The 23,519-nt window shown below is 67.0% G+C and carries 20 protein-coding genes; 2 read left to right on the plus strand and 18 right to left on the minus strand.

What is annotated here, in order from left to right:
* The first annotated feature begins 6 nt into the window (after positions 1 to 6).
* Positions 7 to 477 carry a DUF1854 domain-containing protein gene (locus ASB57_RS01435; protein WP_057649921.1) on the plus strand — a complete coding sequence of 157 codons (471 nt, stop codon included), beginning with the start codon at positions 7 to 9 and terminating at the stop codon, positions 475 to 477.
* A 75-nt stretch (positions 478 to 552) separates the two neighbouring features.
* Here the strand turns inward: ASB57_RS01435 and ASB57_RS01440 are convergent, their stop codons facing one another.
* From ASB57_RS01440 to ASB57_RS01490, 11 genes are all read right to left on the minus strand, one after another.
* Positions 553 to 2,955, minus strand: coding sequence for a TonB-dependent receptor (locus ASB57_RS01440; RefSeq protein ID WP_057649924.1), 2,403 nt, complete (start codon positions 2,953 to 2,955; stop codon positions 553 to 555).
* A 186-nt stretch (positions 2,956 to 3,141) separates the two neighbouring features.
* Positions 3,142 to 4,119, minus strand: a complete 978-nt coding sequence (locus ASB57_RS01445) for a FecR domain-containing protein (protein WP_057649925.1) — start codon at positions 4,117 to 4,119, stop codon at positions 3,142 to 3,144.
* Entirely contained in the window at positions 4,116 to 4,613 is a 498-nt protein-coding gene (locus tag ASB57_RS01450; RefSeq protein WP_082621300.1) for a sigma-70 family RNA polymerase sigma factor, read from the minus strand. Before ASB57_RS01450 ends, ASB57_RS01445 begins: the two co-directional genes overlap by 4 nt.
* Positions 4,614 to 4,763: 150 nt before the next feature.
* Positions 4,764 to 5,774: a PleD family two-component system response regulator gene (locus tag ASB57_RS01455; RefSeq protein ID WP_057649929.1), complete on the minus strand. Its 1,011-nt coding sequence runs from the start codon at positions 5,772 to 5,774 to the stop codon at positions 4,764 to 4,766.
* 16 nt (positions 5,775 to 5,790) lie between these two features.
* The gene (locus ASB57_RS01460; RefSeq protein ID WP_057649930.1) at positions 5,791 to 6,831 is read right to left on the minus strand and encodes a chemotaxis response regulator protein-glutamate methylesterase; all 1,041 of its coding nucleotides are present in this window, start codon (positions 6,829 to 6,831) and stop codon (positions 5,791 to 5,793) included.
* Positions 6,828 to 9,146 carry a hybrid sensor histidine kinase/response regulator gene (locus tag ASB57_RS01465; protein ID WP_057649932.1) on the minus strand — a complete coding sequence of 773 codons (2,319 nt, stop codon included), beginning with the start codon at positions 9,144 to 9,146 and terminating at the stop codon, positions 6,828 to 6,830. Before ASB57_RS01465 ends, ASB57_RS01460 begins: the two co-directional genes overlap by 4 nt.
* Positions 9,143 to 9,832 carry a chemotaxis protein CheW gene (locus tag ASB57_RS01470; RefSeq protein WP_057655838.1) on the minus strand — a complete coding sequence of 230 codons (690 nt, stop codon included), beginning with the start codon at positions 9,830 to 9,832 and terminating at the stop codon, positions 9,143 to 9,145. Before ASB57_RS01470 ends, ASB57_RS01465 begins: the two co-directional genes overlap by 4 nt.
* The gene (locus tag ASB57_RS01475; protein ID WP_082621301.1) at positions 9,825 to 11,276 is read right to left on the minus strand and encodes a protein-glutamate O-methyltransferase CheR; all 1,452 of its coding nucleotides are present in this window, start codon (positions 11,274 to 11,276) and stop codon (positions 9,825 to 9,827) included. Before ASB57_RS01475 ends, ASB57_RS01470 begins: the two co-directional genes overlap by 8 nt.
* The gene (locus ASB57_RS01480; protein WP_057649934.1) at positions 11,273 to 11,866 is read right to left on the minus strand and encodes a chemotaxis protein CheW; all 594 of its coding nucleotides are present in this window, start codon (positions 11,864 to 11,866) and stop codon (positions 11,273 to 11,275) included. Before ASB57_RS01480 ends, ASB57_RS01475 begins: the two co-directional genes overlap by 4 nt.
* Positions 11,866 to 13,479 carry a methyl-accepting chemotaxis protein gene (locus ASB57_RS01485; RefSeq protein WP_057649936.1) on the minus strand — a complete coding sequence of 538 codons (1,614 nt, stop codon included), beginning with the start codon at positions 13,477 to 13,479 and terminating at the stop codon, positions 11,866 to 11,868. Before ASB57_RS01485 ends, ASB57_RS01480 begins: the two co-directional genes overlap by 1 nt.
* 271 nt (positions 13,480 to 13,750) lie before the next feature.
* Complete coding sequence (locus tag ASB57_RS01490) at positions 13,751 to 14,923, minus strand: GNAT family N-acetyltransferase (protein WP_057649938.1); 1,173 nt, start codon at positions 14,921 to 14,923, stop codon at positions 13,751 to 13,753.
* 97 nt (positions 14,924 to 15,020) lie between these two features.
* On the opposite strand from ASB57_RS01490, the gene ASB57_RS01495 reads away from it, so the two are divergent.
* On the plus strand, positions 15,021 to 15,833 hold the full coding sequence (locus ASB57_RS01495) for a ferritin-like domain-containing protein (RefSeq protein ID WP_057649940.1): 813 nt from the start codon (positions 15,021 to 15,023) through the stop codon (positions 15,831 to 15,833).
* An 18-nt stretch (positions 15,834 to 15,851) separates the two neighbouring features.
* Here ASB57_RS01495 and ASB57_RS01500 read toward each other — a convergent pair whose 3' ends face one another.
* The 7 genes from ASB57_RS01500 to ASB57_RS01530 form a co-directional block, all read right to left on the minus strand.
* Positions 15,852 to 16,751: an NAD(P)-dependent oxidoreductase gene (locus tag ASB57_RS01500; protein WP_057655840.1), complete on the minus strand. Its 900-nt coding sequence runs from the start codon at positions 16,749 to 16,751 to the stop codon at positions 15,852 to 15,854.
* 256 nt (positions 16,752 to 17,007) lie between these two features.
* Positions 17,008 to 18,012, minus strand: a complete 1,005-nt coding sequence (locus ASB57_RS01505; protein WP_057649941.1) for an Ldh family oxidoreductase — start codon at positions 18,010 to 18,012, stop codon at positions 17,008 to 17,010.
* Between the two features lie 161 nt (positions 18,013 to 18,173).
* On the minus strand, positions 18,174 to 19,103 hold the full coding sequence (locus ASB57_RS01510; protein ID WP_057649944.1) for a hydroxyacid dehydrogenase: 930 nt from the start codon (positions 19,101 to 19,103) through the stop codon (positions 18,174 to 18,176).
* A gap of 6 nt (positions 19,104 to 19,109) precedes the next feature.
* Positions 19,110 to 20,198 carry a tripartite tricarboxylate transporter substrate binding protein gene (locus ASB57_RS01515; RefSeq protein WP_082621302.1) on the minus strand — a complete coding sequence of 363 codons (1,089 nt, stop codon included), beginning with the start codon at positions 20,196 to 20,198 and terminating at the stop codon, positions 19,110 to 19,112.
* Positions 20,199 to 20,320: 122 nt separating this feature from the next.
* Positions 20,321 to 21,496, minus strand: a complete 1,176-nt coding sequence (locus ASB57_RS01520) for a UxaA family hydrolase (protein WP_057649946.1) — start codon at positions 21,494 to 21,496, stop codon at positions 20,321 to 20,323.
* A 37-nt stretch (positions 21,497 to 21,533) separates the two neighbouring features.
* Positions 21,534 to 21,815 carry a UxaA family hydrolase gene (locus ASB57_RS01525; protein ID WP_057655842.1) on the minus strand — a complete coding sequence of 94 codons (282 nt, stop codon included), beginning with the start codon at positions 21,813 to 21,815 and terminating at the stop codon, positions 21,534 to 21,536.
* 369 nt (positions 21,816 to 22,184) lie between these two features.
* Entirely contained in the window at positions 22,185 to 23,306 is a 1,122-nt protein-coding gene (locus ASB57_RS01530; RefSeq protein ID WP_057649947.1) for a 3-deoxy-7-phosphoheptulonate synthase, read from the minus strand.
* Positions 23,307 to 23,519 lie beyond the last annotated feature (213 nt).

A 23,519-nucleotide genomic window follows, 5' to 3' on the forward strand; every position in this document is an offset into this window, starting at 1 on the left:
CTGGCTATGAGTTCGACCCCATTCAGCTTGCATCGCAACGCGCAAGGACGCCTGGTGCATACGGGCGCGGACGGCGTCGTGCGTGAAGGGGTGTTGCCGGTGCGCGCCTTTCCCATCAGCGACCCGGATCGGGGTTTGTCGCTGGTCGACGCGGAAGGCCATGAAGTGGTCTGGATCGAACGTCTTGAGGACCTGCCGATCGATCTCGCGGCCTTGCTGCGCGAAGAACTGGCCAGCCGGGAATTCATGCCGGAGATCCAGCGTATCGTGGCGGTGCAGGGCTATGCGACCCCCAGCAGCTGGGATGTGATCACGGATCGCGGCGCCACCACCTTCGTGCTGCGCGGCGAGGAAGACATCCGCCGCCTGGGCGCGCAGACCCTGCTGATCGCCGACAGCCACGGCATCCATTATCTGGTGCGTGACCTGTCCGCGCTGGACAAGCCGAGCCGCAAGCTGCTGGATCGATTCTTGTGATGCCGGCGGGCGCGGCATGACCCGCGCCCAGCCAGTGAGTCTCCATCAAGCCGGCCTGACCGGCTTGTTTTATTTTTAGAACTTGCCGCGCAGCGTCAGCATCACATTGCGCGGTTCGCCGTAGCTGTTGTAGTAGCTGGCGTAGCCGGTGGTGCGCAGATAGGTGCGGTCGAACAGGTTGTTGGCGAGCACGCTGGCTTCCCAGTGTTCGTTGATGCGGTAAGCCACGCGCGCGCTGAAGGTGGCATAGCCGCGTTGGCGCACCGTGTCGTTGTCGATGTCGCTTTGCACGTACATGCCGCCGCCCACGGTCCAGCCACGCAGGGCCGCATTGAATTCGTCGGCGAAGTGGTACTGGGTCCAGAGCTTGAACATATGTTCCGGAGCCTGGAAGCGCTTGCCGACATTGGCCGAATTGGAATCGGTCAGGTACTTGTTGCTGTTGTAGGTGTAGCCGGTGATGATGTCCCACTGCGGCGTGGGCCTGCCGGTCACTTCGAATTCCACACCCTGGCTCTGCACCTGTCCGGCCGCGCGATAGCACGTGCCGGTGCTGGTGCCGCCGCAGCCGACGTTGTTCGGATCGATCATCGCGCGATTCTTGTCGCGGATGCGGAACACCGCCACGGTGGCGTCCAGCGCGCCGTCCATCCATGACGTCTTGGCGCCTACTTCCGTCTGCCAGCCCACGCGCGGATCCAGGGCATTGCCTTGGGCGTCCTGCTGCGTCTGCGGAATGAAGATGTCGGCATAGCTGGCGTAGAGCGTGACTTGTTCGTTGACGTCCCAGACCAGGCCGCCGTAGGGCGTGAACTTCTTGCTGGCTGACGCGGCGCCGGCCTTCCATGCCGTGGTGTTTTCGCCGACGGTGCGGGTTTTGGTCGAGTAGTCGGTCCAGCGGGCGCCCAGGACCAGGGTCAGGGGATCCGCCAGCTTGATGCGCGCGTTGGTATAGACGCCGGTCTGTTGCGTGTAGGTCTCGGTCCGGTTCGGAATGTCTTCCAGGTTGGACGACGCGATAATCGAATCGAAATCGTGATTGTTCAGGACGTCCCAGTTTTTGATGCTGGTGTACTGCGAACCCGTCTTCGCATCCGAGATGGCCGTGCTGTAGCCGACCGTCAGCGTGTGCTCGCGGCCGAACAGGCGTACCGGCCCGGACACATTGGCATCCACGCTGTTCCAGCGCGAATTGTTGTTCAGGTAGCCAAGCGAGTAACTGCCCAGGCCCGTCCCCGCGTCGACCGCGCTGGCGCCGTAGCCGGCGTAGCCGCGCTGGCTGTAGCTGGCGTAGCTGTAGGCGGCACGTCCCGACCAGCCGTTGTCGAAGCGGTGCTTCAGGTCGACCATCAGGCGGTCGTCGATCTGCGTGGTGAGGCGGTCGGGCGCCAGGTAGGAGCTGCGTGAAACCACCTTGCCGTTGGTGTAGGTCGGCAGGCCATAGCTGTTGTAGTACTTGTATTCGGAGTGGGCGTAGCTGACCCCGAGGGTGGTGTCCGGCGTGAAGTCATATTCCAGGGCCCCGAACAGCACGCGCTTGTTCTCGTCGCCCAGGTCATGCCAGCCATCCGTGCTTTGCTGCATCAGGATGCCGCGTCCGCGCAGCTTGCCGTTTTCCAGCAGCGGCCCGGTGACGTCCAGTTCGCCGCGCTTGGTGTTCCAGGAACCTGCCGTGGCCGCGCCCCGGACGCTGAATTCGGGCTGCGGCCGTTTCAGGACGTAGTTGACGGTGCCGCCCGGATTGCCGGTACCGCTAAGCAGGCCGGACGGGCCGCGCAGCATTTCGATGCGGTCATACAGCACGGTGTCGATGGCGCTGGACGCGCTTTGCTGCGGCACGCCGTCGATTTCCTTGTTGGCCGTGTAGCCGCGCGCATAGACGGATTCGCCGCGGTCGAAGTCCGACACGCGCGCGCCGGTCATGTGGTTGAGCGCGCTTTCGATGGTGGTGAGGTTCTGGTCTTCGATCTGTTGCCGCGTCAGCACCGACACCGACTGCGGGATTTCCTTCAAGGACCCCGCGCCTTTGAACAGCGACGCGCCGCTGGCCGCGTAGGTGCCTGAGCCTTCGGTGGTGGCGTCGTTGGCGCCCACGACCCGGACGGTTTCCATCTGTGCCGCGCCCGAAGAGGGCGGCTTGGCCAGGGTCACGGTATTGCCTTCACGCACGTACTCGATGCCGCTGCCTTGCAGCAGCTGGCTCAGGGCTTGTTCAGGCGTCAGGGTGCCGGCGATGGCCGGTGCCCGCAGGCCTCGCACCAGATCCTGCGCAAAGAGGATCTGCAGGGAGGTCTGCCGGCCTAATTGCAGCAGGGCGTCGCCCAGCGCCTGGGCGGGCAGGTTGAAATGAACCAGGGTGTTCTGTGCGCTGGCTTGCGCGGGCAGGACGCCCAGGGCCAGGGCCAGCGAGACCGACAACGATCCCATCAGCAAGGACGTCCGGGGGGCGCCGGCCTTGCGTCGAGCTTGAATTTCCACGAGTGCTGTTTTCCAGATTGATTGCGATGTCGGGCGCCGCGGCAAGGGCCCGGGCTTCTCCGAGACCTATCGCGCATGCGTGCGACGGGTCTCCCTCAATTGGAATGACGGATAAAGGGGAAGCGCGCCTCAATGAAAACGAGAACTATTTTGTAACTGGGTTGAGGGCGGGGTGGCGGTTGCGGCTCACCGTGCCGCGACGATGCGTAGCGCGCCACCGGGCAGGCGCAGCACGCGCACCGGGGCGATGGCGGGCAGGGCTTCGAGCACGGCCTGGGGCGCGTCAAGGTTGAACACGCCGGCGACGCGGAAGTCGGCCAGCGGCCCGGCGTCGAACTGCGCGGGCAACGCCAGGTAGCGATTGACCTCGGCCACCACCTGGATCAAGGGGGCATCCTGGAACACGATCTTGCCTTCGCGCCAGGCGGTGATGTTGTCCGTCGTGACGTGGGTCACGTCGCTTATCCGGCGCTCGACGACGCGTACCGCCTGGTCGGCCACCAGGTCCTGCTGGCGCTTGTGCCACCAGGGGCCCGTCGCGACGTTGACCGACCCGGACTTGACGCTGACATCCACGCTGCCGCCGGGGTCGCGGCGGACGTCGAAGCGCGTGCCGGTCACCGTGACCAGCGTTTCTCCGGCGCGCACCGTGAACGGCCGCGCGGCGTCGCGCCGGACGCTGAAGAAAGCCTCGCCGGCAAGCAGTTCTACTTCGCGGCGGTCCGCGTAAAGCGCCACGCGCAGATGCGTATTGCCGTTCAGATCCACCACCGAGTCGTCCGGCAAGGCCAGTTGTCGGCGCTCGCCCAATACGGTGTCGAAGGTGGCTTCATATTGGGCGGGACCGTCGCGCAGCAGGGGCAGGACGGTTACGCCGGCGGCGGCCGCGACGACCATCCCCGCCGCACCGTAGGCGAAGCGGCGGCGTGGCCGGGAGGGCAAGGCGGCCGGCTTGTCGCGGGCCAGCAAAGCGCGCAGCCCCTGTTCCGGCAGGTGCTGTGACGCGCGCCATACGTATTCCATGCCGCGGTAGGCCCGATCGTGGGCGGGGTCGGCGCGCCGCCAGGCGGCACAGGCATCGACCTCCGCGTGGGTCGCCTCGCCGGAGTGCATGCGCGTCAGCCACCAGGCGGCGCGTTCGCGAATGTCGTCGGCTGCCGTCATGGCGTGTAGCTCCGCAACTTGTCGTGCAGGTGCAGCAGCGCGCGGCTCATATGTTTTTCCACCATGCTGCGCGAAATGCCCATGTCCGCGGCGATTTCCGTATGGCTCCAGCCTTCCAGGCGGTGCTGGATGTAGACCTTGCGGCAGCTGGGCGGCAGTTCTTCCAGGCCCGCCATCAAGGCATCCAGGACCTGCTTGGCGTAGAGGGCGCCCTGGCCATCCTGCACGGCAGGCTGGTCGCTCTCGTCCAGTTCATCCAGGGGGCGGACATCGAGCACGCCGCGGCGGCGGTGGCGGTCCACCAGGCCATTGGCCGTGCTGCGGGACAGGTAGGCCCGTGGATCCCGAATGCTGCTCAAGCCGCTTTCCAGCATGCCGACCACCGCGTCCTGCATGGCGTCCTCGCCGTCCTGGGGATTCTTGCGGCGCCATGCGCCCATCAGCTCGCGGTAGTGGGCGAGCCAACCCTTGGCGGATTTGGGCGGGGAGGACATGCAATAGAGGCGGGCAGGGCGGGGTACGACGACCAAGCTCGCAATAATAACAATAATTCTTATTCTTATCGAAGCCTGCGTGATTTTTCCGTCTTGCCGTCGCCCTTATGTCTAGGCCCTCACGCCTCCGCGCCGCTGGTCGCGCCCTGCTTATTCCTGTGCCATCACCCGATTGCGTCCGTGGCGTTTCGCTTCATACAGCCCACGGTCGGCGGCGTCGATGAGCTGGGTGAACGAATCCAGCCGTTCCGGCAGCAAGGTGGCCATGCCGACGCTGACGGTCAACCATTCCGACGTCGCGGAGTCGCGATGGGGAATGCGCAGGGCCTCGATGGAGCGGCGTATCTTTTCGGCGATCAGCCGCACGCCGCCGCCGGGCGTGCCCGGCAGCACGACGGCGAATTCCTCGCCGCCGAAGCGCGCGGGCAGGTCGGTGGAGCGGTCGCAGCAGCCGGCGATGGTCGTGGCCACTTTCTTCAGCACCTCGTCGCCGGCCATATGGCCATAGGCGTCGTTGTAGCTTTTGAAGTGATCGACGTCGATCATCAGCAGGCTCAGATCCAGCCTTTCGCGCAGCGCGCGCTTCCACTCGGCGCCCAGGTAGCCGTCGAAGTAGCGGCGGTTGGCCAAGCCGGTAAGTCCGTCGGAGTTGGTCAGGCGCCGCAATTCCAGGTTGGTTTCCAGCAACTGCTGCTGGCTTTGCCGCAGCGCCTGATAGGCCTCGTCGCGCTGCAGCATGGCCAGATAGCTGCGTGAGTGGTAGCGGATGCGCGCCACCAGTTCGATGGTGTCGGGCAGCTTGACCAGGTAATCGTTGGCGCCGGCGCTGAAGGCGGCGCTCTTGACCGCGGCGTCTTCCTTTGTCGACAGCACGATGATGGGGATGTCGCGGGTGGCCGGGTTGGCGCGATAGGCCCGCACCAGGGTTAGCCCATCGACGCCGGGCAGGACCAGGTCTTGCAGGATGACCGTCGGCCGGGTCTGCGTGGCGACATTGAGCGCCTCGTGCGGATCCGAGCAAAAATGAAAATCGATGTTCGGCTCGTCCGCCAGGGCGCGCCGGATCGCTTCGCCGACCATGATCTGGTCGTCCACAAGCAGCACCATCGCGTTCTGCGGGCGCTGGCCCAATCCGCCGGTGTAGTCCATGACGGGTTCCATAGGTCTTTCCTTTGTCTTATGTTCTCTTTGCGCTGGCTTGTGTCCCGAGCGCCGTCATCAACCGGGGGGCAATGCGGTCCAGCGGCAGGATCTCCATCGCGGCGTTCAACTCCGCTGCGGCCTTGGGCATGCCGTACACGGCGCTGCTGGCGCGGTCCTGCGCGATGGTCAGCATGCCGTGCTCCCGCATGGCCCGCAAGCCCTGCGCGCCGTCGCGGCCCATGCCGGTCAGCAGCACGCCGATGGCCGGGGTCCGAGCGCGCCTGGCCACGCTGTCGAAGAACACGTCGATGGACGGTCGGTACAGGCCTTCGGCCGGTTCCCGCGTATATCGCAAAGTGCCGTCATTATGCAGGACCAGATGGTCATCCGTACCGGCCAACAGCACGGTGCCCGGCTGCGGCCGTTCGCCGTTGAGCGCCAGGCGAACGGGCAGCGCGATCTGCTCGTCCAGCCAGGTAGCCATGCCGGCGGCGAAACTGGCGTCGACGTGCTGCACCAGCACGATGGCGGCCGGGAAATCGGCCGGCAGACCGCCCAGCAATGTCGCCAGGGAGGGCGGGCCGCCGGCGCTGGCGCCGATGCCGATCAGATGGACGGCGGCGCCGACGGGCAAGGGGCGGTTGGTGGCCGCCGGGTGGGCCGGGCTGCCGCGGTCGTAGGCGCCGATCAGCCAGCCGACGTTGCGGATCTTGCGCAGCAGGGGAGCAGCGGCGGCCCGCGGGTTGGGGGCCGCCAGGCGGGGTGTATCGATGACGTCGAGGGCGCCATGGCCCATGGCGTCGAACACGCGCGAGGTATTGCGGTCCATGTCGCCGGTGACGACGATGATGGCGCAAGGGGTCTGCGCCATGATCAGGCGGGTCGCTTCCACGCCGTCCATCACCGGCATCAGCAGGTCCATCAGGATGACGTCCGGGCGTTGCGCCGCACAGGCGTCCAGGGCCCGTGCGCCATTGCTGGCCACCCATATCACCTGCAATTCGGGGTCGAACGCGAGCGCCCGTTGCAGGGCCTCTACCGCCAGCGGCATATCGTTGACGATGCCTATTTTCATCGAGCGCGTCCGATCAAGTCTTCTACCGCCTGCAGCAAGGCGTCGTCGTGAAAGCTGCTTTTGCCCAGGTAGTAATCCGCGCCGGCATCCAGGCCGCGTTGCCGGTCTTCAGGCCGGTCTTTATAGGACACTACCATGACATGCAGGGACTGCAAGCGGGTATCGTGGCGGATGCGCGTCACCAATTCGATGCCATCCATACGCGGCATGTCCACATCGGTGATCACCAGGTCGTACGTGCCGGCGCGCAGCATGTTCCAGCCGTCCATGCCGTCGACCGCCACGGCGACCTCGTAGCCGCGGTTTTGCAGCAGCTTGCGCTCCAGCTCGCGCACGGTCAGCGAATCGTCGACCACCAGGACGCGCTTGCGCCGCTGGGCGTCGCTTTGCGGGCTGTCACCGACGCGCAGCAGGTCGCCGCTGGCGACGCGTTTTTCGATGGACCGGAGCAAGTCCTCGACGTCGACGATGAGCACGGGCGTGCCGTCATCCATCAGGGCGCCGGCCATGATGTCCTGCAGCTTGCCCAGGCGCGGATCGAGCGGTTGCACCACCAGCGTGCGTTCGGCCACATAGCGGTCGACGGCGACGCCGAAGGTCTGGGTCGCGTCGCCCACCAGGATGACCGGCACGTCGCCCGCCGGCGGCGCGCCCAAGGGATACTGCAGCAGCAGGCGGCCGGCCACCAGGCCGATCTGCCTGCCTTCGTGGGCGAAGTGCTGGCGGCCTTCCAGTTGGGCGATGGCGGCGCGGGGGATGGTCAGGGCGCGCTGGACGTAGGCGAGCGGGAAGGCATAGCGTTCGTCGCCTATGTCGACAATCAGGCAGCGCGCCACCGACAGGGACAGCGGCATTTCCAGGGTGAAGCGAGTGCCTTCGCCGCCGCGCTGATGGACCCGGACCGTGCCGCGCAACTGCCGCATCATGTCCTGCACCACGTCCAGGCCGACGCCGCGGCCGGACACTTCCGTGACGGCATCGCGGGTCGTGAAGCCGGGCAGGAACAGGAAACTCAGCAACTCGGTTTCGCTGAGGGCTGCCGCGGTTTCGGCGCTGGCCAGACGGCGTTCCACCACCTCTTCGCGCAGCTGCTCCAGGTCGATGCCGGCGCCGTCGTCGGTGACCTCGATCAGCAGCATGCCGGCGCTGTGGCGGGCTTCCAGGGTGATGCTGCCCATGGCCGGCTTGCCGGCCGCCAGGCGTTGCGCGGGCGCTTCGATGCCGTGGTCGACGGCGTTGCGCAGCAGGTGGTTGAGCGGCGCTTCCAGACGTTCCAGAACGTCGCGGTCGACCTGCGTGGTGTCGCCCTGGACGACCAGGCGCACTTGCTTGCCCAGGTCGCGGGCAAGGTCGCGCAGCATGCGCGGCAGGCCGCCGATGGTGTCGCCGAAGGGGCGCATGCGGCAAGCCAGCGAGGCGTCGTAGAGCCTTTGCGCCAGGTCGCCGATGCGCCAGCCGAACTGGTCGGCCTGGGCCATGCGGTCACCCAGCGTCTGCTGGCAGGCGTCGGCCATCTGGCGGGCCTGCATGAGCGCGGCGCGCAGGGAGTCGGCGTCGCCGGCGCCGTGTTCGGCATCGGCCAGGGTGCGCGACAGTTGCGCCTGCATGCGTTTTAGTTGCAGCAGGGAGGCGGCAAAGGGGCCCAGGCGATGCGATTCGACCAGGGTTTCGCTGCTCAGGCCCAGCAGGCGGTCCAGCGTTTCCGCGTTGACGCGCAAAGCGCGCTCGGTGTCGGCCTGGGGGCGGGCTGGCGGGGGCGGCGCGGCAGGCGCGGGTGGCTTGGCTGGGGCTGGGGCGGGGCCGGCCGGCATCGCGGGGGCGGCAGACGTGGCATATGCGGGCAGCGCGGCCGGTGTGGCGTCGGCGAGCGGGGGCGCGGACGCGGACGCCGGGAACGTCGCCGGTTGCATGCGCACGGCGGGGCCCGCGCCGAGGTGACTCGTCAAGGCGGCCACGTAGATATCGGCCTGCACGATGGCGTCCGCCGCGCCCATGCCCGGCAGTTTCAACAGCAGATCGGCGCCGCGCAGCAGCAGGTCGATGTCGGCGCCGCTCAAGCTGCGGCGGCCTTCCTGGGCCTCGACCAGCAGGTCTTCCATCACGTGGGCGACGCGCACGCCGCCTTCCAGTCCGACGATGCGCGCCGCGCCTTTCATCGAATGGGCCGCGCGCATGCAGGCTTCCAGCTGGTCGGCGGCGGTGGCGTTGCTTTCCAGCGCCAGCAGGCCGGCATTGAGTACGTCCACCTGCGTGCGCGCTTCCAGCAGGAACAGGTCCAGCAGGGATGCGTCGCGGATATCGTCACCGGGCTTCATGCGAGGCTCCGGTGGATGGCGTGCAGCAGGCGTTCGGCGTCCAGCACGCCTATGGTCCGGTCGCCTTTGCGCGCGATGGCGCTGCTGTAGCGGTCGGCGCCCAACGTGGATGGCACGGGGCCCAGGGCATCGGGGGTGTAGGCGTGGATAGCTTCGACTTCATCCACCGGCGCCACCACGGCGCGCGGCGCGCTGTTCAAAATGAGCAGGCGCGGCAGCGCCTTGGACGTGGCGGCCGGGTCGGCTTGAGTCGCCGACGTCAGCCCCAGCAAGGTGGGCAAGGAGATGCAGACCAGCAGCCGGCCGCGGATATTGCAGACGCCGGTCACGGCGCCGCTGCGTCGGGGCAGCGTGTGGATGGCCCGCATGGTGGCGACTTCGGCCAAGGCAGCGGTAGGCAGGGCCAGCCACTCCGTCCCGATCCGGAAGACCAGGGCGGATAGCGGCGGTGCGCTGCCGGCGCCGGATCGGGCGGGCGCCTGGATAGGCTGGGCGTGTATGTCGTCCGTGGCTTCGGTGTCATCGCAGGCCGGGGCGTGGCGGTCCAGCAGGCGCTTGGCCGCGGCGGCGTAGACGGGGCAGTTGCGGCAATGGATGAATTCGCGCAGCCGCGGGCAGGACAGGTCGCCCCGGATGCCGATACGGTTCCAGCAGTCGTCGATGGGCGCGGTGTCGCGTTCAAGCATCGCGGCCTCCCGCGCGCGCGGCACGTTGGCGCAGCTGGCGCGCCGCCGGCGCGTCGCCGCGCGCTTCCACCAGCGAGGCCAGGTGCAGCAAGGCTTCGTGGTGATCGGGGTCCAGATAAAGCGCCTTGCGATAGGCGCTTTCGGCGGACGCGTGCGCGCCCGTGGCGTCGTGCAGCACGCCGATCAGGTAATACGCCGGCGCCGATGCGCCATGTTGTTCCAGATGTCGCGCGCCCGCGTCCAATGCCGCGGCGATGCGGCCGCTATCAGCCAGCGCCTGCACGGCTGCCAGCGTGTCCTTGGCGGCGGCGGCGGGCGGCGTGCCGCCGCTTTTCGCGGCGGCGCCTTGCGCGCTGGTTCCTTGTGCAGTGGCGCCCGCGGGCGTCGGGTGGATTGGCCCGCGCTGGGGCGTGGCGCGGCTCGCGCTCGCGGCGTCCGGCCTGGGCGCCATCCCGGCCGTCGTCCCGGCCGCGCCGGGGCTGATCGGCGGGGCGGTCGATTCATGGCGCTGCGTATCCACGCGGGGCAAGGTCGGGCGTCCTGCCCGGCCGCTCGCCCGCGGCACGGCCTGCCGCGCGGCCGCGGCGCCGGGCTTCGGCGGTGGTACCTGACGGTGGAAGGCGAACGCCCCGGGGGCGTCGATCTGCCGCAGGCCCATGTGTGTCAGCAGGCTGGCCTCGGCCGGACCGACGAACAGATAACCGTCCGCGCGCGCCAGCCCCATCAGCACATTGACGGCGGCACGCTGGGTGGCCTCGTCGAAGTAGATCAGCAAATTGCGGCAAAACACGAAATCGAAGCCCGCGGGGGGCAGGTCCAGCAAGGGATCCAGCAGATTGCCCGTCTGGAACGACACTTCGGCGCGCACGCGCGGCAAGACGGCATAACCGGCGGCCGTCTCCTCGAAATGGCGCGCGCGGTAACCCAGCGCTTCGCCACGGAAGGAGTTGCGGCCGTAGATGCCCTGGCGCGCATGCTGGACCAGCCGCGCGCTGATATCCATGCCCACCACCGAAAACCGGCTGGCATCCACGCCGGCATCCAGCAGCGCCATGGCCAGCGTGTAGGCTTCCTCGCCGCTGGAACAGGGCAGGCTGAGCAAACGCAAAGCGCCGCCGTTGGCAATGCGTTGACGCGCCAGCAGCGCCAGCGCGTCCATCGACGCCGCATGGCGGAAAAAAGACGTCTCGGGCACCACCACTGTTTCGATCAGATGCTGCTGTTCATCGCGCGAACCGGCCAGCAGGCGCCAGTACGCCATCGCATCGCCCTGGCTGCACGTTTGCGCGCGTAAACGCACGGCGCGATCTATGGTCGCCTGGCCGATCGCCTCGGCATCCACGCCGATACGCTGCTTGAGCAGGTCATTGAACGCAGCCCGCAGCGCGGCATCCGGCTGCGGTGTGGCCGGCGCCGATTCCCACGACGGCCGCGCGGGGCTCATGCCTCGATCTCCCCGGCAGCGCCGAACAGTCGTTCACGGACGGCATCGGGCACCAGCTCGTCGACGCGCAGCCATTGCAGCAGCACGCCTTCGCTTTCCAGCACCGGGCCCAGGTAAGGCGCATCGCGATGATCCAGGCCGGACGGCAGGAAGGCCGCGGGATCGTAATGCGCGGTCTCGGTGGCCTGCTCCAGGATCAGGCCCAGCGCGGCCCGGCCTGATGTAGTCGGGCCTGGCGCGGGCCGGCCCTGTGGCGCCCGGTCACCGGGGCGGCCCGCGGGCGCCGCGGGGCTGTCGACCACCACGACCCGGGTGCTGGTCAGGCGCGCGGCGGCGCGGCCGGTCGCCAGGGCGGTCATGTCGATCACCGGCAGCGTGCTGCCGTGGTACATCCCCAGGCCGGCCACCCAGGCCGGCATGCCCGGTATCTGCTTGTAGCGCCGCAGCGGCAGCACTTGCAGGATTTCATGCGTGTCCAGCACGTAGCCGTCGGCGCCGATGGTGAAGCGCAGGAACAGGCGCCGCTGCGGCGCGGCGCGGGCGCCGGCAGCGGCCGTGCCGGCGAGGCCGGTGCTTGAAGGGAAGCTCATCACAGCTTGAAGCGCGTGACGCCGCCTCGCAGGTCGCCCGCCACCGTGTTCAGGTCGTCGATCGCCAGGCTGGACTGGCGCAGCGATTCGACGGTCTGCTGGGTGGCATCGGCCAACTGCGTCAGGGCCTGGTTGATCTGCTCCGCGCCGGTTGCCTGGGCTTGCATGCCCTCGTTGACGACCTGGACGCGCGGCGCCAGGGTCTGGACGTGCTGAATGATCTGCGACAGCTGCTCGCCGACCTGCTGCATGTCGTTCATGCCGCGCCGCACTTCTTCGGAAAACTTGTCCATGCCCATCACGCCGGCGGCCACGGACGACTGGATTTCGCGCACGATCTGCTCGATGTCGTAGGTGGCGACCGCGGTCTGGTCGGCCAGACGCCGGATCTCGGTGGCAACCACCACGAAGCCGCGGCCGTATTCGCCGGCTTTCTCGGCTTCGATGGCGGCGTTCAAGGACAGCAGATTGGTCTGGTCGGCCACCTTGTTGATGGTCGTGACCACCTGGTTGATGTTCCCGGCCTTTTCGTTGAGCACGCCCAGCTTGCCGTTGACCGTGCCGGCCGCGTCGACCACGCTGCGCATGGTGTGCTCCATGCGTGACAGGTCATGGTGGCCGCCATCCGCCAGGGCCGCCGTCTGATCGGCGGCGGCGGACACTTCGCTCATGGTGCGCACCAGGTCGCGCGCGGTCGCGGCGATCTCGCGCGACGTGGCGCCGATCTCCGTGGTGGTGGAAGCGACTTCCGATGCCGTGGCCTGTTGCTGGCGCGACGTGGCGGCAATTTCCGTCACCGACGTGGCGACCTGGATGGCGGAGCGCTGGGCCTTGCCGACCAGTTCGGTCAGCTCGTCGGCCATGCGGTTGAAGCCGGTCTCGATGGCGCCGAATTCGTCCTTGCGGGCGAGCCGCAGGCGGGCGCTCAGGTCGCCGTTGCCGAAGCGGTCCAGGCTGTCGACGATCTTGAGCATGGGACCGTTGATGGCGCGGGTCAGCACGACGGCGAACGTGGCGGCGGCAAGCAGGGCCAGCAGTAATCCAGCCAGGAGTATCCATTGCGCATGGCGCAGGGTCTTGAGGATATGCTCGACCGAACGGTCCGCGCGGGTACTGTTTTCCTCGACCATCTGCTCCAGCTGCGTGCGGCCGCTGTTGTATATCGTCGTCACGCCTTCGGCCAACTGGGCCCGGGCGCGGGGGATATCGGCGTCCTGCAGGCTGGTGATCACTCCGGCGCGCGCCTGGCGATAGGCGTTGACGGTCTTGAGCAGCGTCTCGTAGACCTCGCGGTCGTCCAGGATGAATACGGACTGCGAATACTTATGCAACTGCTCGTTCATGCCGGCGTCGGCCTGGTCGAGGGCGTCGCGCAAGGCGGGCGCCGGCGTCTGGCGTGCAACGCCCTGACGGAGGACCTCGTAGCCCTTCTGCCAGGCCGCGAGCAGGCGGGCACTGGATTGAAGGCCGGGCAGGGAGTCGTCGTTGATGGCCTGGGCCTCAGTGTCGATGGCCAGCAGCCGGTTGTAGTCCACCGAGGCCATCAGCAGCATGATGACAAGGATGGCGGCGAAGCTGGCCAACAGGCGCTGTCGCAGGGTCATATTTTTCATGTTCGTCGGTATCCCCATCGCTTTAAGCGTCCACCCAGGCAAATTGTGGCGAGTGGCCGTGGTCGGCGTGTTTCCTGGTCCGTTGCGCGCGGGAAATTTCAAAAGACGAGCAAGGATTCGACACAATACGCCGAACGGTTACATCAGTTCAAGCTTCACTCGAACTTTAGGCGTAGTCGATAGATCGTTGCCAAAAACCGACACGTTGGCGAGGCTAGGTAACGGCTGCTCGACCTGCGCCGCGCAGGACGTGCCGGAGGGGCGGCGGTGCTCAGCTGGCGTCGCGGCGGAAGGGGGTATGCCCATCCAGTTCATCGCGATAGGCCGTAATGGCTTCGCCCTCGCGCTGAAGGAAGTCGGCGATGGCGTCGGCGAAGCGGCGGTCGCTGATCCAGTGGGCCGAGCAGGTCGGGGTGGGCAGCAGGCCGCGGGCGATCTTGTGCTCGCCCTGGGCGCCGCCTTCGAAACGGCGCAGCCCGTTGGCCAGGCAGTATTCGATGCCCTGCAGGTAACAGGTCTCGAAATGCAGGCCGGGTATGAAGGCGAGGGCGCCCCAATGGCGGCCGTACAGGGCTTCGCCGTCGGTCATGTTCAGCGCCGCGGCCACGGGTTCGCCGTCGCGGCACGCCAGGATCAGCACCAGCGCGGCGGGCAACTGGTCGCGCAGGCGCTGGAAGAAGTCCAGGGTCAGATAGGGCGACGACCAGTGGTTGCGGTAGGTCTCGACGTAGCAATCGTGAAAGAAAGACAGTGCCTGGTCGTCGATGGCGGTGCCGCTGAGCCAGCGGAAGGTGATGCCCGCCGCGGCGACCTTCTTGCGGTCCTGGCGGATCTTCTTGCGCTTGTCGTGGCTGAGGGCGGCCAGGAAAGCGTCGAAATTGTCATAACCCGCGTCTTCCCAGTGGAACTGCACGCCTTGGCGGATCAGGTAGCCGGCTTCTTCCAGGGCCTGCTGATCTTCAGGCTGGGGAAAGAGGACGTGCAGGGAGGACAGTTTCAGGCTGTGGGTCAGCTCGACGGCGCCGCGCGCCAGCAGCACGCGGTCGGCGTGGGTGAGCGCCAGCAGGCGGGGCCCGCTGACGGGGGTGAAGGGCACGGCGGCCAGCAGCTTGGGGTAGTACTCCAGGCCGTGGTTTTCGAAGGCCTGGGCCCAGGACTGGTCGAACACGAACTCGCCGCGCGAGTGGGTTTTCACGTACAAGGGCATGGCGCCGGCCAGCTCGCCGGCCCGGCGCAGGATCAGGTAGTAGGGCACCCAGCCGGTGGCGGGCGCCGCGCAGCCGGTGTCGTGCAATGCGGACAGGAAAGCATGCGACAGGAAAGGCTGGGCGCCGGCCAGGGCGTCCCATTGCTCCGGGTCGATCTTGTCCAGCGTCCGGATGACGGACAGACGCGGTTCGTCGGGATCGGCGGTGGGAATGGGCGCTTGCTGGGGATCGGTCATGGGTGCGGCGGGGCGTTTCTACAGGCGGGGGGCTGCTTGATTATAAGAACGTGGCCTGAACGTGCGTTCAGGAGGGGCGATTTGTTAACCTCCCGCGATGGAAGAGAAACAAACATTCGCGCCCAAGGAACTCCGGCAGGGCGCGCTGTCCGCCCTGGCGGTCGAAGACTGGACCCACAAGGTAGCCGCGGTCCAACTGCTGGACGACAGTCTGCCCGTCGACCCGGCGATCGTCCTGACCGATCCAGGTCATCTACCCGGCCGGCCAGCCAAGCCGGCCCTGGTCGCCCCCAGCGAGCTGACAACCCGCCCCGCCGGCACCCCGCAGGGCCGCGCCGCGCTGCTGCACGCCCTGGCGCATATTGAATTCAACGCCATCAATCTGGCCCTGGACATCGTCTGGCGCTTCCCGGGGCTGCCCGCTGATTTCTATCGGGACTGGGTGAGCGTGGCTCGTGAGGAAGCCAGCCATTTCGTCCTGCTGAACGAGCACCTGGCAACGCTGGGCCATGGTTACGGCGATTTCTCCGCCCATAACGGTTTGTGGGACATGGCAGAACGGACCCGCGACGACGTGGCGGCTCGCCTGGCGCTGGTGCCGCGGATCATGGAGGCGCGGGGCCTGGATGCCTCGCCCATGATCCGGGACAAGCTGGCGCGCGTGGGCGACCCGCGCGGCGCGGTCATCCTGGACATCATCCTGCGCGATGAGATCGGCCATGTGGCCATCGGCAATCGCTGGTACCACTGGCTTTGCGCGGACGGTAGCCACGATCCGGTCGCTTGGCAGGCCGAGATGGCGCAGCGCTACGCCGCGCCGCGTCAGCGCGGCCCTTTCAACATCGATGCACGCCGCGCCGCCGGCTTCGACGAAAGCGAACTGGCCGCCTTGTCGGCGGCCAGCTCCTGACGGGAGCTGCGTCGGCCGCTACTTCTTTGCGTCCCCCGCCAGGAAATCAATGATTTCCGGCACCGCGGCCTGGGCGATGCCGGCGTCGCTGGCGGCGGCATAGGTGGCGCGGATGGCTTCGGCGGCGGCATGGGGCGCGCCGGTTTCTTCCGCCATGGCCGTGTAATAGCCCATGTCCTTCAACGCATTGGCGATGGAGAAGCGGAAAGCGTTGGTGTCGCCCTGTTCGATATAGGGCCGCAGGCGTCCCAGCACGACGCCATCGCCGCCACCCTTGGCAAGGATGTCCATCAGGACCCCACGGTCCACCTGGGCCCGATCGGCGCAGGCGGCCGCTTCGGCCAGCACGGCCGAGAAGCCCAGCGACACGTAGTTATGCAGCAGTTTCAACCGATGGCCCGAGCCGACCGGGCCCGCGTGCGTGATGTTCTCCGCGTAGCTGCGCAGCAGGGGAAGGCATTCTTCGAACAAGGCGGGGTCGCCGCCGACGATGAGGTTCAGGCGGCCTTCCGCGGCTTCCTTGGGGGTGCGGGTCATGGGGGCGTCAAGGAAGCGACCCCCTGCCTGCGTGACGGCCTGGGCCACCTTCAAGGTGGACGACGGAATGGCCGTGGAGCAATCGATGACGATGGTTTGAGGGCGTAGACCCGCCAGGACGCCTTTGTCCTGAAGGAGGACTTGCTCGACCTGGGGCGTGCCGGTGACGCAGAGCACGACGATGTCGGCCTGCCGGGCGACGTCGGCTGGCGTGTCGGCCTTGCGGGCCCCGGCGGCGAGCAGGTCGTCGACTGGCTGGTTGCCGGGGTGATCCAGGAGCACCAGGGGGTAGCCGGCCTTCAGGATATTGCTGGCGATGCCGTGGCCCATCTGGCCTACGCCGATGATGCCGACGTTGGGCTTGTCTTTGTTAGTCTCCATGCCTGTCTCTTCCATGGTTGTTTGCGACAAGCCTGACATCTTACGCCTGGGGGTTTCCGGCGCAGCCGTGCGTGGTGCTTACGAAGAGAGTTTCATATTTTTGGGGGGACCCCCCAAGGCCCCCCGTCGGCGTTAGAGGCAGTGGCCGCAGCGGGGGCTGCTGAGAGAAATGATTTGGGGGAGGCCCCCACACCCCATCAACCCCCAATGGACCCTGTCCAAGTTCGAAACGCCGGCGGCAGCGAGTGCGGACGGATTATCCGGCGGCCAGGTCGCGGATCTCTTTCAGCAGCGCGTCGGGGACGTTGACGCCGGTGGCGCGGGCGCCGTCGGCCAAGGTTTCGCGGCGTTGGCCAGGCAGGCGCACGTTGGTGTCTTCCAGCATGGCGGACACCAAAGTCTCAACCCGCTCCAGATACGCCGCCTGACCCGCCAAGGCACCCGGATCGATGACCAGGAAAGCCTGCCCGATGCGCGCGCGATTGCCTTCCTCGGTAAAGAAGGAATCCGCCTCGAAGCCAAAATGCGCACCCGTCAGCGCACACGCCAGCAGCTCCACCACAAGCGCCAGCATGGCGCCCTTGGCTCCGCCCATGGGCAGCATGCTGCCGGCCAGCCCGGCACGGGGATCGGTGGTCGGCTGACCATCGGCATCGAGCGCCCAACCCAGCGGAATATCGCGGCCCTCCCGCGCGGCCACCATCAGCTTGCCCCGCGCCACTTCGGAAAGAGACAGGTCGATGACCAGCGGCGCCGCATCGCGCCGGGGAAACGCCGCCGCGATCGGATTGGTGCCGAACAGCGGCCGCTTGCCGCCATGCGCCGGCATCGCGGCCGGAGAATTGCCCAACGCCAGGCCGACCATGCCTCGGCGGGCGACGGCATCCAGGTGATACGCGGCCACGCCGAAGTGATGGCTGTTGCAGACCCCGGCGTAGGACACGCCGAATTCGCCCGCGCGACGGATGGCTTCCTCGATGGCGAGCTTACACGCCGGAAAGGCCAGGCCGTCATAGGCGTCGATCAGCACCGCGCCGCCGCGCTCGTGCGCGATGCCCGCAACAGCAGCGCCGTCGGCGCGACCATTGCGCAAGTGCGTGGCATAGAAGGGCACACGCGTAGCCCCGTGCGAAGCGATGCCGCGCGCCTCCGCGTAGACCAGCGCCGCGGCGGTGTCGCGCGCCATGGCAGGGTTGGCGCCGGCGCCTTCCAGCGCGGCGCGGCAAAGGTTTTCCAGGGTGTCCAGATCCAACGTGGCCATCGCGGCAACTCCGTAAGTTTCAATGATTCAATGTCAGCTTGCTGACGACACGGCGTGACGGCGCCCCCGTCATGGGGGCGCCACCAGCGCAATCCGTTCAGCGTTCAAGCGCAGGGCCGTGGCCCCCGCCTCACATGCCGCATCGTACGCCAACGTTTCGCCTACCGCCCGCGCAGGACCTGCGCGACGCGCTGCGCCGTCATGTCCGACACGCGCGTGTTGGCTTCCTCGGTCAGTCCCGCGATATGCGGCGTCAGGATCAGGTTGGGTACGTCCGTCAGCGGGCCGCCGGCGGGCATCGGCTCTTTGTCGAAAACATCGATGGCGGCGCCGCCCAGTTTGCCGCTACGCAGCGCATCCGCCAGCGCCGCTTCGTCGATGATGCCGCCCCGCGCGGTGTTGATCAGGATGGCGCCGTCCTTCATCGTCGCCAGACGCCCCGCGTCGAGCAAGCCACGGGTCTGTTCGGTGAGCGGGATGTGCAGGGTGACGGCATCGGCCTGGCGCAGCAGGTCAGCCAGCTCGGCGCGGTCCGCCAGACCTTCGCGCCACACGGGATCGTCCGCTGCCAGGACGGGGTCGGTGGCGATGACGCGCATGTCCAGCCCGCGCGCCAGCCGCGCGACCAGCCTGCCGATACCGCCGTAGCCGACAATGCCCAGTACACGCTGGTTGGCCTCGCGGCCATTGGACAGCGCCGTGCGCGGCCACGCACCCGCCGCGACCTGACCGGTCGCGCCATAGGCGCCGCGCAGCAGCAACAGAACGGTTGCCATGACGTACTCGGCGACCGACCGCGCATTCGCGCCGGTGGCGGGCAGCACCGCGATGCCGCGCTGCTCGCAGGCGGGCACATCGATGTTGTCCAGGCCGACGCCCAGGCGCCCCACCGCGCGCAGCTTGGTCGCGGCGGCCAGCACGGCCGCGTCGACCCGCGTGCGGTTACGCACGATAAGCGCGTCGGCGTTGGCCAGCGCGCGCAACAGATCGTCGCGGCGGTCGACCAGGTCGGGTTCGTAACGGACGTCGAAGTCGCGCTTCAAGGCGTCGACCGCCGGGGCATCCATGAATTCGGAGATGACGATGTGCATGGTGGCTTACCCGACCTGGATGTTGGCGTCATGGATGATCTTGGCCCAGCGCTCCACTTCGCCCTTCAAGTAGGGGCCGAATTCGGCCGCCTCCATGGGCTGGGCGCCGAAGCCCAGGGATACCAGGCTCTTGGTCATTTCCGGCTGCCTGATCTGCTTGACGATGGCTTTGCTGATGCGGTTCACCACCGCTTGCGGCGTGCCCGCCGGCGCCATCACGCCTGTGAAATTCGACACGACCAGGCCAGGCAGGCCGGCTTCCGCCACGGTGGGCACATCGGGCAGGTCGGGGCTGCGCTGCTTGCTGCTGACGGCCAGGGCGCGCAGGCTGCCGGCCTTCACGTAGGCCAGCGATTCCGGATAGTTGGAGAAGATCAGGTCCACCTGGCCGCCCAGCAGGTCGGTCAGGGAAGGCGCGCCGCCCTTGTAGGGCACATGCAGCAGCTTGGTTCCGGTCAGGCTCTGGTACAGCGCCAGGGTCAGATGCGGCGGCGTGCCATTGCCGCTGGAACCTGCGGTCAGTGAGCGCGTCTTGGCGGCTTGCAGCAGATCGTCCATGGTCTTGATGGAGCTCTTGGGATTGACCACCACCATCATCGACGACGAGGCCATGCACGCGACCGGCATCAGGTCCTTCAACAGTTCATAGCCGGCCTTGCCTTGGAACAGCGTGGCATTGGCGGCGTGCGATAGCGTCATCGCCAGCCAGGTGTAGCCATCGGGATGCGCGCGCGCCACATAGGCCGCGCCGATATTGGCGCTGCCGCCGGGCTTGTTCTCGACCACCACATTCCAGTTTTCCGCCATGCCCAGCGCCTTGGCGGCCTGTCTGGCCGCCACGTCCGTCAGCCCGCCGGGCGGGAAGGGCACCACGTAGTTGATCGGCTTGTCCGGCCATTTGCCGTTGTCCGCGTCGGCGGCGAACGCCGGCAGCCATGGCGTCAGGCTTGCGAGCGCGCCGGCGCCCAGCACGCCGAGTGTCGAGCGGCGGCGCGCCGAGGCGGGCGCGTCGTCGCATGCGGTCGAGGAACAGCTGGTGGCAACGTCGGGGGTCTTGGTGGAAGTGGAAGTGCGGACATCGTTCTTCTTCTGCATGGTCGGTCTCCTCCGGTGGGCCCGCCGTTGGACGGGCGAACAGGCGCCCGGCCGTCTTCGGGCCGGTGCGCCTGATGAGCCTGCATGGAAGCCGCCGGCACTATGCCGGTAGCGGATGATGCTTAAGCACTCTCGTAAAGCCGTGTGAGCACGAACTCACGATGCCCCAATGCCTCGGCGGCGGTCCAGCGGCCATTGGCGGTAGCCAGCATGCATTCGAGCAATTTATCGCCCGCCTGGTCGAGATCGATCTCGCGCTGCAACAAGCCGGACGTGTCGACGTCGACGTGTTCGGACATGGTGCGCACCGTGCGAGGGTTGGCGCAGATCTTGATCACCGGCAGGATGGGATTGCCGATGACGTTGCCCTGGCCCGTCGGGAAGAAATGCACCGCGTAGCCGGATGCGGCGCACAGCGTGACCATTTCGGCGGCGGCCGAGGAAGAGTCCATGAACCACAGGCCGGACCCGGTGGGGATTTCCGCCTTGTCCAGCACGCCGTCGACTCGGCATTTCTTGCCTATCTTCTGGATATTCCCCAGCGCCTTTTCTTCGATCGTGGTCAGGCCGCCGGCGATATTGCCCTTGGTGGGCTGGGACTCGGACAGGTCGCTGGTTTTCCAGCGGTCGATCATGTCCTGGTAGCGATTGAACATGGTCATGAACTGGTCGCGCACTTTGTCATTGGCGCAGCGGGCGGCGACGATGTGCTCGCCACCGGTCAGTTCGGAGGTCTCGCCGAACACCAGCGTGGTGCCCAGGGTGTAGAGCTTGTCGAAGGCATTGCCGACGGTGGGGTTGGCGCCACAGCCCGATGTCGTATCGGACTCGCCGCATTTGGTCGACACCCACAGGTCCTCGATCGGGCATTCGGTGCGATACAGCGCAGTGGCGTAATGCACGAACTCCTTGGCCTGTTTGGATGCACGCATGATCGTGTCGTGGTCGCCGTGCAGTTCGATGCTGAAGCCGGCGACGGGTTTGCCGGTGCTGGCGATGCCGTCGACCACGCGTTTGGTCCAGCCTTCTTCGATGCCGATGACGATCACGGCGGCGACGTTGGGATTGCAGCCGGTGCCGATCAGCGTGCGGAAGTGCAGTTCCAGGTCTTCGCCGAACTGCAGTCGGCCATAGGGATGGGGCAGGGCCAGGGTGCCCTTGATGTTGTTCGCCACGGCTTCGGCGGCGGCGTTGGAGATATCGTCGACCGGCAGCACGATGACGTGATTGCGCACGCCGACGCGGCCGTTGTCGCGGCGGTAGCCGCGGAAAGTGGTGGAGGCGGAAACGACAGCCATTTGGAATCCTCTCGGCAGGGAATGGGGTGGGGACGAGTTACCAGCGCTTGGTCTTGATGTTGTGGACGTGGGCGTGCTGGCCGACCTGGATGGGGGCGACCACTTTGCCGATGTCGACGCCGTACTTGAAGATGGTGTCGCCGGTGTTCATGTCCTTCAGGGCCACCTTGTGGCCGATGGGGATGTCCTGCTTGGCCGTCACATGGATGATCTTGTCTTCATCCATGATCCAGGCATTGAGTTCGGTGCCGGCGGTGATGCCTTCCACCACCGCGACGGCGACCGTGTCCTTGGCGTCGTGCAGTACTGCGTGAATCATGTCTTCCTCCTGGGTGCGGCGGCTTTCGCGGCGGGGCGCCGGGGGCCGTTTCATCGATGTGCGGGGTCATCTTATGGGCAAATATCATCTGGGTCAATCAAATCATATGTATGAATTGAGTGGGCGTGAGAGAGCGGACTTCGGCCACGGCCGGAGAAAGAATAGAGGGGGCTCCGCCCCCTCAACCCCCGTCGTTACGTGGGTTGAGGTTCGCGGTCGCGGGGGAGTGTTGAGGGGGCTGCGCCCCTCAACCCCACCTTCACATGGGGCGTGGTTCGCGGGCGCGGGGAGCGGTGAGGGGGGCTGCGCCCCTCAACCCCTTCGCCGCGCGGGGCGGGGGCGTATTGAGGGGCGCAGCCCCTCAATTTCCTATTTCCGTGCGCGGCGCGCGCGGACGGCTTGGGCGAGTTGGGTCAGCACGGGGGCGGTTTGCGACCAGCTGATGCACGCGTCGGTGATCGACACACCGCGCTTGAGCGGCACACCAGTGACGAGATCCTGGCGTCCTTCTTCCAGATGGCTCTCGATCATCACGCCGCAAATGCGCTGTTCGCCAGCAATCAGCTGCGCCGCGATATCGGCACCCACATCGATCTGCCGCGCGTGCGATTTGTTCGAATTCGCGTGCGAGCAGTCGATCATCACCTGCTCCCGCTGGCCCGCCTTGCGCAGGCTCTGGCACGCTTCTTCCACACCCGCCGCATCGTAGTTGGGGCCCTTCTTGCCGCCCCGCAAAATGACGTGCGTGTCATCGTTGCCGCGCGTTTCGAAAATGGCCGCCATGCCCATCTTGGTCATGCCCATGAAGGCATGCTTGGCCCGCGCCGCCACAATGGCGTCGGACGCCACCTGCACGCTGCCGTCCGTGCCGTTCTTGAACCCCAAGGGGCAGCTCAGCCCCGAAGACAGCTGGCGATGGCTCTGGCTTTCAGTCGTGCGGGCACCGATGGCGCCCCAGGAAATCAGATCGGCGATGAACTGCGGGCTGAGCAGATCCAGGAACTCGGTGCCCACGGGCAGGCCCAGTTTGCCGATATCCAGCAACAGCTCACGCGCCCGGCGCAGGCCTTCGTTGATGCGATAGCTGCCATCCAGGCGCGGGTCGTTGATATAGCCCTTCCAGCCCACGGTGGTGCGGGGCTTCTCGAAATACACGCGCATGACGATCAGCAGGTCTTCGCGCAGATCGTCCGCCGCCGTCTTCAGCAGGCGCGCATATTCCATCGCCTGGTCGTGATCGTGAATGGAACAGGGACCGACCACCACCACCAGGCGATCGTCACGGCCGTGCAGGACGTCGGCGATCTCGGCGCGGCTGCGCTCGACCAGGTTTTCCAGGGCCGGCGTGATCGGCACTTCGTCCAGCAGCAAGGCGGGCGAGATAAGCGGGCGCACGGCACCGATGCGGACGTCGTCGATACGCGTGGTGTCGTGGGTGGAATCCGCGTTACCGACTTCGCGGTCGCGGCTGGGATCATCGATGCGGGTCAAGATTGTCTCCGAGGGGAAGCGGAGATTATCGCATTTGGCGATATCCGGATGGAGGAGGGGGCGAATGCCAATCTCAGCGCCCCTGGCGTAGAGTGAGCTTGCTCAGCGGTGACCCCCGGTCAGTGAGCCCCGGCGGAAGACGTGGTTTGTCACGGTTTATTGCCTTGTGAGTCGTTGGATGTCTTCCTAGGATGGAAAACGTAACTTACCACC

It is taken from the genome of Bordetella sp. N, assembly GCF_001433395.1.
Lineage (GTDB): Bacteria > Pseudomonadota > Gammaproteobacteria > Burkholderiales > Burkholderiaceae_B > Bordetella_C.

Bases quoted from the DNA above. Each gene is read 5' to 3' on its own strand.
- ASB57_RS01435 (WP_057649921.1), top strand. From the start codon at position 7: ATGAGTTCGACCCCATTCAGCTTGCATCGCAACGCGCAAGGACGCCTG.
- ASB57_RS01485 (WP_057649936.1), bottom strand. From the start codon at position 13,479: ATGAAAAATATGACCCTGCGACAGCGCCTGTTGGCCAGCTTCGCCGCC.
- ASB57_RS01525 (WP_057655842.1), bottom strand. From the start codon at position 21,815: ATGATTCACGCAGTACTGCACGACGCCAAGGACACGGTCGCCGTCGCG.
- ASB57_RS01450 (WP_082621300.1), bottom strand. From the start codon at position 4,613: ATGTCCTCCCCGCCCAAATCCGCCAAGGGTTGGCTCGCCCACTACCGC.
- ASB57_RS01445 (WP_057649925.1), bottom strand. From the start codon at position 4,119: ATGACGGCAGCCGACGACATTCGCGAACGCGCCGCCTGGTGGCTGACG.
- ASB57_RS01510 (WP_057649944.1), bottom strand. From the start codon at position 19,103: ATGCACATCGTCATCTCCGAATTCATGGATGCCCCGGCGGTCGACGCC.
- ASB57_RS01520 (WP_057649946.1), bottom strand. From the start codon at position 21,496: ATGGCTGTCGTTTCCGCCTCCACCACTTTCCGCGGCTACCGCCGCGAC.
- ASB57_RS01455 (WP_057649929.1), bottom strand. From the start codon at position 5,774: ATGGAACCCGTCATGGACTACACCGGCGGATTGGGCCAGCGCCCGCAG.
- ASB57_RS01495 (WP_057649940.1), top strand. From the start codon at position 15,021: ATGGAAGAGAAACAAACATTCGCGCCCAAGGAACTCCGGCAGGGCGCG.
- ASB57_RS01515 (WP_082621302.1), bottom strand. From the start codon at position 20,198: ATGCAGAAGAAGAACGATGTCCGCACTTCCACTTCCACCAAGACCCCC.
- ASB57_RS01460 (WP_057649930.1), bottom strand. From the start codon at position 6,831: ATGAAAATAGGCATCGTCAACGATATGCCGCTGGCGGTAGAGGCCCTG.
- ASB57_RS01475 (WP_082621301.1), bottom strand. From the start codon at position 11,276: ATGAGCCCCGCGCGGCCGTCGTGGGAATCGGCGCCGGCCACACCGCAG.
- ASB57_RS01480 (WP_057649934.1), bottom strand. From the start codon at position 11,866: ATGAGCTTCCCTTCAAGCACCGGCCTCGCCGGCACGGCCGCTGCCGGC.
- ASB57_RS01470 (WP_057655838.1), bottom strand. From the start codon at position 9,832: ATGCTTGAACGCGACACCGCGCCCATCGACGACTGCTGGAACCGTATC.
- ASB57_RS01500 (WP_057655840.1), bottom strand. From the start codon at position 16,751: ATGGAGACTAACAAAGACAAGCCCAACGTCGGCATCATCGGCGTAGGC.
- ASB57_RS01505 (WP_057649941.1), bottom strand. From the start codon at position 18,012: ATGGCCACGTTGGATCTGGACACCCTGGAAAACCTTTGCCGCGCCGCG.
- ASB57_RS01465 (WP_057649932.1), bottom strand. From the start codon at position 9,146: ATGAAGCCCGGTGACGATATCCGCGACGCATCCCTGCTGGACCTGTTC.
- ASB57_RS01490 (WP_057649938.1), bottom strand. From the start codon at position 14,923: ATGACCGATCCCCAGCAAGCGCCCATTCCCACCGCCGATCCCGACGAA.